Annotated in this window: 13 protein-coding genes; 8 read left to right on the top strand and 5 right to left on the bottom strand. The window is 37.9% G+C overall.

The window, feature by feature from the left end:
* Both FAZ15_RS21710 and FAZ15_RS21715 read left to right on the top strand, forming a co-directional pair.
* Positions 1-447, top strand: a 447-nt coding sequence (locus FAZ15_RS21710) for an RtcB family protein (RefSeq protein ID WP_136903479.1), incomplete at its 5' end; no start/stop codon positions are given.
* Between the two features lie 66 nt (positions 448-513).
* Positions 514-729 (top strand): hypothetical protein, encoded by a 216-nt coding sequence (locus FAZ15_RS21715; protein ID WP_136903480.1) that lies wholly within the window; start codon positions 514-516, stop codon positions 727-729.
* A 30-nt stretch (positions 730-759) separates the two neighbouring features.
* Here the strand turns inward: FAZ15_RS21715 and FAZ15_RS21720 are convergent, their stop codons facing one another.
* The 5 genes from FAZ15_RS21720 to FAZ15_RS21740 form a co-directional block, all read right to left on the bottom strand.
* Positions 760-1590: a WG repeat-containing protein gene (locus FAZ15_RS21720; protein ID WP_162305029.1), complete on the bottom strand. Its 831-nt coding sequence runs from the start codon at positions 1588-1590 to the stop codon at positions 760-762.
* 357 nt (positions 1591-1947) lie between these two features.
* Positions 1948-3060, bottom strand: coding sequence for a Fic family protein (locus FAZ15_RS21725; protein ID WP_136903482.1), 1113 nt, complete (start codon positions 3058-3060; stop codon positions 1948-1950).
* 121 nt (positions 3061-3181) lie between these two features.
* Positions 3182-4534, bottom strand: a complete 1353-nt coding sequence (locus FAZ15_RS21730) for a TolC family protein (protein WP_136903483.1) — start codon at positions 4532-4534, stop codon at positions 3182-3184.
* Positions 4535-4563: 29 nt separating this feature from the next.
* Positions 4564-5313: a LytR/AlgR family response regulator transcription factor gene (locus tag FAZ15_RS21735; protein WP_136903484.1), complete on the bottom strand. Its 750-nt coding sequence runs from the start codon at positions 5311-5313 to the stop codon at positions 4564-4566.
* Positions 5310-6410, bottom strand: a complete 1101-nt coding sequence (locus tag FAZ15_RS21740) for a sensor histidine kinase (protein ID WP_136903485.1) — start codon at positions 6408-6410, stop codon at positions 5310-5312. Before FAZ15_RS21740 ends, FAZ15_RS21735 begins: the two co-directional genes overlap by 4 nt.
* 37 nt (positions 6411-6447) lie before the next feature.
* On the opposite strand from FAZ15_RS21740, the gene FAZ15_RS23165 reads away from it, so the two are divergent.
* From FAZ15_RS23165 to FAZ15_RS21770, 6 genes are all read left to right on the top strand, one after another.
* The gene (locus FAZ15_RS23165; RefSeq protein WP_136903486.1) at positions 6448-6618 is read left to right on the top strand and encodes a TIGR04149 family rSAM-modified RiPP; all 171 of its coding nucleotides are present in this window, start codon (positions 6448-6450) and stop codon (positions 6616-6618) included.
* Positions 6619-6763: 145 nt separating this feature from the next.
* Positions 6764-8038 carry a thioredoxin-like domain-containing protein gene (locus tag FAZ15_RS21750; RefSeq protein ID WP_136903487.1) on the top strand — a complete coding sequence of 425 codons (1275 nt, stop codon included), beginning with the start codon at positions 6764-6766 and terminating at the stop codon, positions 8036-8038.
* A 151-nt stretch (positions 8039-8189) separates the two neighbouring features.
* Positions 8190-9239: a TlpA disulfide reductase family protein gene (locus FAZ15_RS21755; RefSeq protein WP_136903488.1), complete on the top strand. Its 1050-nt coding sequence runs from the start codon at positions 8190-8192 to the stop codon at positions 9237-9239.
* A 320-nt stretch (positions 9240-9559) separates the two neighbouring features.
* Positions 9560-9808 (top strand): hypothetical protein, encoded by a 249-nt coding sequence (locus FAZ15_RS21760; protein WP_136903489.1) that lies wholly within the window; start codon positions 9560-9562, stop codon positions 9806-9808.
* A gap of 28 nt (positions 9809-9836) precedes the next feature.
* Positions 9837-10703 (top strand): GLPGLI family protein, encoded by an 867-nt coding sequence (locus tag FAZ15_RS21765; protein WP_136903490.1) that lies wholly within the window; start codon positions 9837-9839, stop codon positions 10701-10703.
* Between the two features lie 160 nt (positions 10704-10863).
* Positions 10864-11685: a GLPGLI family protein gene (locus tag FAZ15_RS21770; RefSeq protein ID WP_136903491.1), complete on the top strand. Its 822-nt coding sequence runs from the start codon at positions 10864-10866 to the stop codon at positions 11683-11685.
* Positions 11686-11705: the final 20 nt, after the last annotated feature.

Consider the following 11705-nt stretch of genomic DNA (forward strand, 5'->3'; position numbering starts at 1 on the left):
AACCTGTTAAATGCACTGGGACTAAAGGCTATCTGCGTCGTAGAAAACCATCATAATTATGCTTGGAAAGACAAGCTGGCCGATGGCCAAGAGGTAATCATACATCGGAAAGGTGCTACCCCCGCGCATAGCGGAGAGCTCGGCATCATACCGGGCAGTATGACAGCGCCAGCCTATTTGATTTCGGGCAAAGGAAGCGACCATGCATTATATTCCGCCTCGCATGGTGCAGGGCGGGCTATGAGCAGACAAAAAGCTAAGGAAAGCATGACCTCATCAGCAATGAAGAAGCAGCTTGTCAATGCAGGTGTGACCTTAATCGGCGGGTCGGTCGAAGAAAACCCATTAGCGTATAAGGATATTGAACAAGTTATCACCGCACAACATGAGTTGATCGACATCCACGGTAAATTTTATCCACGTATTGTTAGAATGAATAAGGACTAGTAATGAAGAAAATAACGATACAAATCACATATATTATCCGTATTTTATCCATAAAATCGGATTGAAGTGGTAAATTGTGTCCTCACTGAGGGCACAATTTACCACTATAGTTCAGCAACTCTAAGCGACATAAAATTGTTGGATACCGAGCTGCTTATTCACGAAGTTAAGCCTGCTGGCGATAAATCTCCGACAGAAACTCAGATGATTTTAAATCATAAAGATGCGATCGAATTCCTTGTGGATCCAGCGGATGAAATTGGTTTTAACCGTCATATTTAAAAATTTCACCCTTGTACAACATGGAGATCATTACCGCTTAGATCGGCTTTGTTCTTCTTTAACTTTTTGCCAGTACTTTCCGTCGAATAGACTTAGCCACCCATCGATGTATTTCAATCGGTTATTGATATCAGGGTCTAATGGTTTTTGATTCGGATGCTTTGTAGAATCGTATTGAACTTCACTGCCTGTTTTATCAATATAGAGCGCTCTTCCATCCCGAAAGGCTAAGGCTATATCATCTATAAAGGGGTCTATCCGGTCGTATACCGGTGGGATAATGGTGTCGCCCAGCTTGTTGATCTTGCCCCATTTAATGTTTTTATCTAAAAGGATTGTATCTCCATGTGCACGCATAGCACGCATTTGATCTATACGGTATTGTTCAGTTTGCACGGTTTTATATCTTCCGATTTCGCACCCTTTGCAAAAAGAAGCTAAGCCATTCACGAATGGGTGTACATCAGCGAATCTTGGAGAAATAACAATTTCACCATCCATATTCGCGAAGCCGATCACGTCATTTTCAGTACGCATCCGGACTAATCCATCATTTACTTCATCAGGGCCGTTATTGGGGGATGGAACAGTTAAAAAGAGTTTCTCATCTTGCTTATTGATTGCCCAGCTGCCTCCTTTACCTGAAACAAATCCAATGGTTTTAATGGTATCGGTAAAAACCATATGATATTTCCCAAGTGGAACTACCATATTTCCATCCTTATCTTTGTATCCGAATTTATCAGCTTCGGTCCGTACCATGTACAGATATTCGTCAGGGCCATACTGTCTTTTAGTTTGTGTACAGCTCATAAGCGGAAGCAAGAACAGTAAGCCAACAATTTTAAGTAATACTTTCATCGTAACTGATTTTGTACATATAAAGATCACCATGAGGTTCGATAGAGGAATAAAAGTACACGATACCAACTGTTCCGCCATCGGGAAATAGTTTTTCAATGTCTCCTGTTCAATAGCAAGCTCCACTTGTTTTTTATTGATTATCAGAGATCAAGATAAGAAAAATAATTAATAAAGATCGTTTAAGTATATTAATAATTGGCAGTGATGTGCTTTTTGTCGAGGCGCTTAGGTAGATCTATATTGCAATTGTAAAAAGTTTTACTATTGTTAATGTATACTTTAAGAATAGTAAAACTTTTTGTAAAACGTAAGTTTAATGCCTCGGTCATTTTCATTTTGATAATTGGTAATAAGTTAGCGCAACTCCGTCAACGGTATTAGCTCATAACTCGTACTACGTCCTCCCGCACCCTGCTTAAGCAGAACCTCTTGTTCTTCTAAGTTTTGTATATCCCGCAATGCAGTATCTGTTGATATTTTGGTTATTTTAGCCCATTTAGATGTGTTGAGCCTGCCTTCAAAGCCATCTAATAACTTATTGAGCATTAATTTTTGACGTTCGTTAAGTGTCTTTGTCGATAGATAATTCCAATAGCGCGCTTTGTTTAAAACATTATTCAGTGTTGAACCTGCTTGACCTAATGCTCGATCAAGACAGGATAAAAACCAACCTAACCACTCCGTAATATCTAAATCGCTTTTCTGCGTCCTTTCTAAAATATCGTAATATTGCTTGCGTTCTCGTTGTATCTGAAACGACATACTATAAAAACGCTGATGGTTCTCGTCTGAACGGGCAAGCAATAAATCGGTTAATGCTCTTGCTATACGCCCGTTTCCATCATCAAAAGGATGGATTGTAACAAACCATAAATGAGCAATCGCGGCTTTTAATACTGGATCGATTGCTAACTTTTTATTGAACCAAGAAAGAAAGGTTTCCATCTCTTGAGGGATAACCTCTGAATCGGGTGCTTGAAAATGAACTTTTTCGCGACCATATGCACCAGAAACAACTTGCATGGGCCCTGCATGCGGTGTTCTCCATGCACCCACTGTAATCTTATATAATCCACTTCGACCGGTTGGAAACATCGCGGCATGCCAACCAAAGAGACGATCTGTCGTCAATGGCTCTTGATAGTTTTGTGTTGCATCAAGTAGCATTTCGACAACACCATCTATATGACGATCGGCGGGAGCTAATGCGCCGATATCCATTCCTAATTTTCGGGCAATTGATGAGCGCACCTGTTCAGGATTTAAAAGTTCGCCCTCAATTTCACTTGTCTTTAAAACATCTTGTGTAAGCGTTTGCAGTACTGCTTCTGCTTGTAGGTCGAATCCAAGGCTTATCATTTGTCCCAATAGCTTTCCTTGCTTATGCCGTACTGATGCCAAAAGGGAAGCCAAAGTTTCCGCACTCCATGTAAAATTTGGCCATTGATGGTTTTGATAAATATACATAATTAATCACCGCATATTGCGCTACAAATATATCAGTTATTTACCGCACTATCAATATAATTACCGCAAAAAATACGGCGAATAATAGCTTTATTCATCGCGTATAAACAAGATGAGCTATCTAATACGAATCCGTCAATACTTTCAAAATCTCCTGATTGTACAATACATTGTATTTCGCGCGGATGAGATTAAATTCCGAAATATTGTAATCCAGCAAGGCTTTAGAATAATCCATGGATGAAGCCATGCCTATTTCGTAGCGTTCCTTCATGGCCTCGAAGCTCTTTTTAAGGCTGAGGCTCTGTGTCTGTACAACCTGGTATTCCTTGTGCGATCTGTTGTACTCCTGTCGGGCCATCAGCAAGATCTTTTCTTGATCTTTTAGCGTTTTGTCCAATTCGTTTTTTTGCAAATCAAGTGTAAGCTTGGCTCTATTGATATTACTTTTTGTCTTAAATCCATCGAATATAGGCATACTCAGCGACAGACCCAGGTATAGCGACTTATTTTGGTCTACCTGGTTCCAAAAGGGCATGAATTGACCGGTTAAATAGTCATTTCGTTCCGAAGAATAGTTTGTGCCATATCCACTTGAAAAGCTTAAGGATGGGTAATAGCCGTTCTTAGCAGTCTTCAATCCCAACTCCGCCTGTTTTATCCGTACCTGTGCCTGCTGGATAGTGGGCTCATCGGCAACTGCGAGGCTCCTGTTTAAATCCGTAGGCATCAGCTCAAATGGCGGTGTGGCTAATATGAGGCTGTCGGTGTAAGGCAGGTCTAGCAGTCGTTGTATATCCAGCGTTTTGCTTTCATAGGTATTTCTGCTCACCAAGACATTCAATTCATCCGTAGCGACCTGGCTTTCCGCCAGCGATACATCTACCAATGTTTTGGTGCCCATATCAAACTGTATTTGCTGCTGATCGAGCTGCGCTTTGGAATAATTGAGCTGTTCGAGACTGGAGCGATGTAGCGCTTGGTTAACAATGGCATCAAAGTAAAGTGACAGTAGCTCTAATCGCAGTGATTTCGTCAATCGACTAACCTCCAGTTCGCTGCTTTCTATGTCAAGCAATGCATTTTTAATCTGGTTAGATCTTGCGAAACCCTGGAATAGCGTCGCGTTCATTCTAACGCTGGCATTTGCGTTGTTAGACCATCTGTTGCCGGTAACGAGCTGACCCGCTATCTGATCGAAAGCCAATCCAAGGTTGTAATTATGGCCCGCACCGAGCGATAGCGTTGGCAAAAGGCTGTTTTTTGCATCGATACGATCCTGTTGTGAGAGCAGCAACTGGATCCGCGCTTGCTTAAGATCAATGTTCTGTTGCGCTAAGAGGGTGTAGGCATGGTTGATATCAATAGACTGCTGCCCGAATGTTAGTTGATGAAGAAGTAGGAAGATACCGATACATAATAGTATACGGTGGTTGAAGGGTCGGTATGTTGATTTCAGTTCGGATTTATGCATTGCAATAGAAGTTGGATGCAATATATAATTTATTCTGCAGGTTTCTTTTCCACTGGTGTTTGCATCCCTTTATGAAGATAATCCAAAAATTTCTGACGATACGTAGCGCCTACAGGGAGGCATCCATCGGTCGCTTTTAGCTGTATACTGTTCCCGTCCAAAGAGTCAAAATGATCCAAATTGATAATAAAGGATCTGTGTACCCGATGAAAGGAATCTGAAGGTAACAGCTGTTCTAGCTCCTTCAACCTTTCGGATGCGATAATCGTTGCGGTAGTTGTATATATGACAGCGTAATTTTCTGCCCCTCGAATATATTTTATTTCTGCATGCGTTAGCTTGATGTACTTTTTTCGTGTTGTTTTTAGATAAAGTATATGGCTTTCTTCTTCCTGCTTTTTTTTGGAAATAGCCTTATTTTTTTCCTGTCTTTCCCGTACTTTGTTGATGGCCATGGAGAAGCGATCAAAAGAAAAAGGCTTGAGCAGATAATCTACTACACCATATTGATAAGAATCCAGCGCAAAGTTGGAATAAGCTGTCACCATAATAACGTTCGGAAAAGAATAGGCTTTCAAAAAATCAATTCCTGAGAGTCGAGGCATTTCTATATCCAAAAAAACTAAATCTATTTTGTCGTTATATGAATCGATAAACGAGACAGCCTCGAGCGGGTCGCTAAATTCTTCTATGAGGTCAAGATAAGGGATTTTTTTACAAAAATTTCGTATCACTTCATGGGCGTGTTCTTCATCATCTATGGCAATATATTTAATCATTCTTTGGTAATTTTTAGGTTCACGACATAAAATACACCATCGTTATGGTACTGTAATATATAATTTTTTTTGTAGAATTTATCCAATATATTTTTGATATAGCGTTTGCCTATAGCGTATCCTTCCCGGGTATTTGTTGATTCGCTATTCGCTATTTTATTTTTCATATGAATTTCCAATACGTTTGGAGATTGCTTTACGTGTAATATGACAGGGTATTGCGGGTCATTGAAAACACCATATTTCATAGCGTTTTCAAAAAATGTCAGCAATATAAGAGCAGGGATTTTGTTTTGGTATTCAGTACCTTCATCTATGATATCAAAATAATATTTCCCGTTAAACCGTAAGGTGTTCAGGTGGTTTAATTTTTTGATATGCAGCAGCTCATCATTAACCAATACCGGATCGTCACTTTTGTTATCCTGCAACGAATGGCGCAATATATCCGACAGCAGCAGCACCGTTTCTTCAATGACGTGGTAGCCAGTAGAAATTGCTTGTGAATGGATGAGATTAAGTGTGTTAAATAAAAAATGAGGGTTGATCTGCGCTTTCAGCACGGCATGCTTTAGTTTTTCTTCTTCGAGTTCTTTTTGGAGCATCTGCTTCCGCAATTCGCCCTGCCTTCGGAAAAACCAGATTAGTGTTGCATATATCCCAAATCGGGTAAAGAGATCGAAGCCGCTTACAAAAAAAAACTTAAGGTTGGTAACAACCGGACTTTTGAAACCTATCCATTCTGCCATCAATAGGATACCGCAGCGCCGGAGTGCAACGCATACCAATAATGCCAGAGCTAGCCGCCAAAGCAATTCAAACACCCTTATACTATTTGTCTTTACCGGAAGAACAAATAAGATTAGTGTATAAAAAAATGCCGTGCCGGAAGATAAGTTAATTAATGCTTCCGTTAGTAAATTCCTTTCAATAAAAACGTTACTGAAAGCAAAGGAGAGCTTTAATGATTCTATACACCAATATATCACCCATATACCCAAGTGCATCAAAATTACTTTTGTTCGTTTTGTCATCATAATGGCGCGTTTCATGTACTGAGAGCAGGCGTTGGTGTATTTTAGTTTTATAGATGCCATAATAAGCAAATATTTGAGGTATAACAAATAAAAAATTATGAAAAAAATTTCTTTGAAAAACCTTAACTTGAGAGAAGTCGAACAATTATCCCGTTCACAATTAAAAGAGGTGCTGGGAGGGTTTATATCAACATCTGATTCGATACCCAGAACAACTATTGACTGCGCGGTAAGGTGTGAAAATTATTATTCGTGTAGTGGGAGGTAGCGTTCGTGTATTTTGACTTGCGTTTTCATGTAGATTCCGTAAATTGGAAACAACGAAAAATCGGTGGTACATTGTAGGTTATTAATGTATCAGGGCCTGTTTTTCTTTTTAAACGATACGATTCATAACGTAAACCAATTTAATTATGTATAGACTTAAACCTAAAAGACAAAGTGACGGATTACTTGTTTGCGCCAGGGGATCAATACAGAACAAGCGGATAACCATTATTTTTATCGTGATAGCATTTTTTCGGTTCGGATATAGCCAAGTGACTTCTCCAGAGCCTTATAAGTTATTCGTAACCCTCGAAGATGCGCCATTTGAGGATTTATATCTTTTTGAGTATACGGAAGATCGAAGAATCACACTTGAAGGTAAACAGATTAAAAAGGACACCTGGGAATTCACAGTTCCGGATAGCATAATCAGGAACTCCGAAAATATGAATCTAAAAGTGTCTAACTATGGTAGCATTAGCAATTCCATAACATCTGTAAGCTTTATTTCAGAAAAAGTGGGTAAGAAAACCCGAATAGGGAATCTGGGCGTAGAGGGTAAAAACAACTACATATTCGCGAAGTACAAAGAAAAAACTATTACGCCCGATCAATATATCATATTACGGACTCAAGACAGTAGAGATTCGCTGATCACCGCGGATCTGATAAACTTTAGCTTTTCTTTACTACCACAGAACAATGCCAATTCAGATATTATGATTAGGGCCGAGGCATCATCCTTTAGCAAGTTTGATGACAAGAAAAGATCTTACGAAGATTATCTAGAGTCATATTCGGCTATCGCAAAGCAATATCCCGATTCCAGATATTTGATGACTAGTCTTGCAACAATGCTTACGAAGTATAAGACTAAGGACGATATAAAAATCATTTATGATAATCTTTCCGATAAGCATAAAGACGGATATTTTGGAAAAAGAATAGAACGTTTTTTAGGTGGTAAATTCGAGAACCAACAACTACCTTCGCTGCATACAGATACGTATGAAAATATTGTTCAAGACAGCTCAAAGTTTAACTTAATTGTTTTCACGGCCTCCTGGTGTGTACCCTGTATTAAAGAGATACCTCTTTTGAAAGAGGTGTACAAAGATTTAGGCGAAAAATTGGAACTTACATATATCTCCATAGATAAACAGGAGGATGTTCCTGATTTTCTAAGATTGATGAGAGAACATGAAGTTCCCTGGAGAACATTGCTTTCCTACGAAAACACAGTAAAAATTGAAGAAAAATATTTCGTAGAATCGATTCCTCATGGTATTCTGGTTTCTCCTAACCTCGATATGGAGGTGATCGATGTTAGAGATATACATCAACGGGAAAATTTGTATAACCGGTTAATCAAGAACGATAATGTATATCTAAATAAATTTACAGATGGCTACGAAGAATAAAATGACTGTTCTGGGAATACTCCTGAATGTGCCGCGGGTTGCGTCCAACCGGTACAAGCTTTTAAGGGCACTGTATGGCTAAACAGCTACCGGGCTAAATTATTTAAAAGGTGTCTTAGCGAATTAAGCCACCGAACTTAATCTAAAAAACATGAAACTTATACACTGTTTATTCATTTTACTTATACATTTTTCGTTTAGTAAAGCACAAGATGATCAGTCCTTTATTATACGAGGTAAAATAGATACTATTCCTAATGCGATGTATGAATTGTACTATGAAAAGGATGGTGAAACCTATATTGACACCATATACCTGGATGATAAAAGTGAATTTACGTATAAAGGCTATATTTCGGAACCAACTAGATTGTTTTTATTCATTGAGAATACTTACGATAAAAGATTGGTTAGACAATATACAGCATATAATTTTTGGATTGAACCAAATGGCGAAATAAACTTTTTTGGAAATAAAAAATTAGGTGATAAAATTGTTAAGGGCTCTAAAATTGAATTATTTGCCATAGCATTTCAACAACAGTTAGATAGTCTTAGTTCTCAAAAAAAATCAAAGGAAGATTATAAACAGGCAGTAAGCGAACTATATAAAAATAGCATAAATAAATATCTCGATCATTATTATGCTGTTTGGCTACTTTATTCAGGACTTAAAAACAAAAATGTTGACGACATATACGCGCTAGACATTTATGAAAAATTAAAAGATGATTTAAAAAGCACGTATTTAGGAATCGATATCGCTAATATGATTAAACTTAAAATCGGAAATTCTTTTCCCGATTTTGAGATACCAGATGCTAAGGGCGAAATTGTCAATTTGAAAAAATTCGAAGGGAAATATGTACTTGTGGATCTATGGGCTTCCTGGTGTCCTCCCTGCAGAAGTGAACATCCCAATTTAGTGAATGTCTATAAGAAATATGCCGGGGAAGGTTTTGAGATCGTTAGTATTTCATTGGATGACTCAAAAGAAAAATGGCTACAAGCGATAAGCGAAGATAATCTTATCTGGACAAATGTCTCAAATTTAAGCGGAATAAAAAAAGATCCTATTTCAAAAAAACTTTCTGTAACAAGTATCCCCGACAACTTTTTAATAGATCAAAAGGGTTTTATTATAGCACGCGGGTTAAGAGGGGACAGATTGATAAAAGAACTTGAAAAAATCTTTGAGTAAATCAAACGTTACGAACTGTCAAGTAATTAATAGGTAATATGCAATGAACGACGAGCTAAAACAGCAGAATGGAAAGATTAGAGGGATGCGCTAAGATGGCAATACGAGCCATGCCGACATTTATACATTAATGGACGTGAGTTGCCGGTTAGCTATCGGATCAATGAATTGAAGAATTTTTTCTAAAGATAAACTAATATTAGTAGTAAGCCCGGACAGATTGCAAGCAGCCCCGGGCAAACAGAAGGATTTCTGTACAAAACCCTCCGATCGATGTTCCGGAGTGAGCGGACATCAATTATAAATTAATATATAAAGTTATGAAAAAGATCAGTTTAAAAAATCTGAATCTAAAAGAGGTAGAGCAGCTATCTCGCGAACAGTTAAAAAATGTGTTAGGTGGTTTTACTGGGAGTAGTGACGAAGGCACTGGAGGTATAACGGGGGATGAGACGGTAGATGTATGTGAGTATGTAGAAAACTTGTGTTGCGAAGGGAATGCTCCCAGTGTAAAATGCACCGAAATATCAAATTATTCTTGTAGCGGAGTATGGAGGAGATGTAGTTAGGAATAGATCCCTGATATTAAAGCGTTTTATGAAGACTTATATAATACTTGCCAGCATATCACTATGTTTAGCCAGCTATTCAATAGCCGAAGCACAGTCTTTGAACCAGCTTCATTTTCATGAAAAGATTGTATATACCATGCAGTTTGTGCCCGACAGCAACAATATGGCAAAAAGGCTGAGTGTCGATATGGAGCTGTTATTGAATAGCGATGTGGCTTTGTTTAGTAGTGTGTTGATGGGTGTTCGTGATACATTAGAATTGGGTCTGATAAACGGAATAAGTTCCGGTCCACTTGATCCGGACGGACCTTATTGGGACAACAAAAAGACAAATGAAGGTAACATAAGGTATACACTCTATAAATTTCGTGACAGTATACTTATAAAAGATAACTATACGCATAATTTTAATCAGCCAAGTAATGTGAAATTCTATTCGGAAAAGGTAAAATTAGATTGGGTTTTAGCGACTGATACAATGACCATTCAAGGGTTTCAATGCCAGAAAGCGTATACACAATTTGCCGGGAGAGGATGGACAGTATGGTTTACTTTAGATATTCCAATTGAAGAAGGCCCCTACAAGTTCCGGGGTTTACCAGGACTAATTTTGAATGCGGCTTCTGATGATGGTACATGGCAATTTGATTTTAAGTCATTTAACAAAATCCAGGTATCACGTTATATATATACCGAGGATGAGATCAAAAAAAGGTGGACCAGTAAGGAGAAGTTTTTTAAGGATAAGAGACATTATTTAGAGAATGCTACGGTAATGGACTTGCTAAGCCACCAAATTTTTATTTTTGATGATAAAATTAAAAAAGATGAAATTGCAAAAGATAAATTGCGATCAAAAGCGGATAATAACTGGATTGAATTAGCTTATTGAATTAAACTAATTAGTCTATTTTGGTTGTGTTCAGAATACTTTAATTTCATTTCGAACACGGAGTTTTTGTTATATGTTGGTTGTATAAACTTAAACTGCTAACCTGACCTAATATGGAATCATTATATCATCGGACGGATAATAGACAAATTCTAGCTTTATGAAATATATTTTGACTTTTTTTTATCTGAGCTTTTTCTATCTGTTATCAGCTCAGGAAGCTTTTTTTAGTAAACAGGCTATTTACAACCTGGTATACCAGCCAGACAGCTTAGACGTAGGTTCCTCTAAAAATATCCATATGGAATTATTGATGAACAATGAGTTTTCTTTTTTTCAGACGCTGCGAAAAAGACAGCAAGATTCCGTTCTCTGTTACCATAATAGTCAATCCAATTCATTCTCAAGAGGAGGGATAGTGATGAGGTTACCCTCCAAATTAAATTACGTAGTTAAAAAGTCATCTGACTCTATTTCTGTTTTTGATTCGGCTTTTGGTACGGATATAAACGGAAAGGAACCAATATATCATTATACTGAAACTCCCTTAAATTGGGAGTTAAAAGAGGATACACTCCATTATGCTGATTTCATATGTCAGAAAGCTGAACTTTTCTATGGAGGACGGAAATGGATAGCTTGGTTTACTTCCGATATTCCTATTTCTGACGGCCCCTATAAGTTTAATGGGCTTCCGGGTTTGATTGTTAAGATATCAGATGATAAAAATCATTGGAACTTTGAACTTGTCAGTTTTAAAGACGTAAGCGTCCGGCATACCATAAATTTTCAAAATTGGTATGTGGTACAAAAGAAAAGTAAGAAGCAGTTATTTGATGATAGAAGAACGTTTCAAAATAGCTTGATTACGCAATTAGAAAATCAGGGGGTAAACAAGGCAGAACCAGAATATGTGAAAATCAAATCATCGTGGGCCCACATGTTGGAAAAAGATAATAATTGGATCGAACTAGTTTATTAACACAAATGAAAGCAGGAATC

Source organism: Sphingobacterium olei (genome assembly GCF_005048855.1).
GTDB lineage: Bacteria > Bacteroidota > Bacteroidia > Sphingobacteriales > Sphingobacteriaceae > Sphingobacterium > Sphingobacterium olei.

What these genes read in the sequence shown, in the direction of transcription:
- FAZ15_RS21720 (WP_162305029.1), bottom strand. Translation starts at nt 1,590, where the DNA reads ATGAAAGTATTACTTAAAATTGTTGGCTTACTGTTCTTGCTTCCGCTT.
- FAZ15_RS21725 (WP_136903482.1), bottom strand. Translation starts at nt 3,060, where the DNA reads ATGTATATTTATCAAAACCATCAATGGCCAAATTTTACATGGAGTGCG.
- FAZ15_RS21730 (WP_136903483.1), bottom strand. Translation starts at nt 4,534, where the DNA reads ATGCATAAATCCGAACTGAAATCAACATACCGACCCTTCAACCACCGT.
- FAZ15_RS21735 (WP_136903484.1), bottom strand. Translation starts at nt 5,313, where the DNA reads ATGATTAAATATATTGCCATAGATGATGAAGAACACGCCCATGAAGTG.
- FAZ15_RS21740 (WP_136903485.1), bottom strand. Translation starts at nt 6,410, where the DNA reads ATGGCATCTATAAAACTAAAATACACCAACGCCTGCTCTCAGTACATG.
- FAZ15_RS23165 (WP_136903486.1), top strand. Translation starts at nt 6,448, where the DNA reads ATGAAAAAAATTTCTTTGAAAAACCTTAACTTGAGAGAAGTCGAACAA.
- FAZ15_RS21750 (WP_136903487.1), top strand. Translation starts at nt 6,764, where the DNA reads ATGTATAGACTTAAACCTAAAAGACAAAGTGACGGATTACTTGTTTGC.
- FAZ15_RS21755 (WP_136903488.1), top strand. Translation starts at nt 8,190, where the DNA reads ATGAAACTTATACACTGTTTATTCATTTTACTTATACATTTTTCGTTT.
- FAZ15_RS21760 (WP_136903489.1), top strand. Translation starts at nt 9,560, where the DNA reads ATGAAAAAGATCAGTTTAAAAAATCTGAATCTAAAAGAGGTAGAGCAG.
- FAZ15_RS21765 (WP_136903490.1), top strand. Translation starts at nt 9,837, where the DNA reads ATGAAGACTTATATAATACTTGCCAGCATATCACTATGTTTAGCCAGC.
- FAZ15_RS21770 (WP_136903491.1), top strand. Translation starts at nt 10,864, where the DNA reads ATGAAATATATTTTGACTTTTTTTTATCTGAGCTTTTTCTATCTGTTA.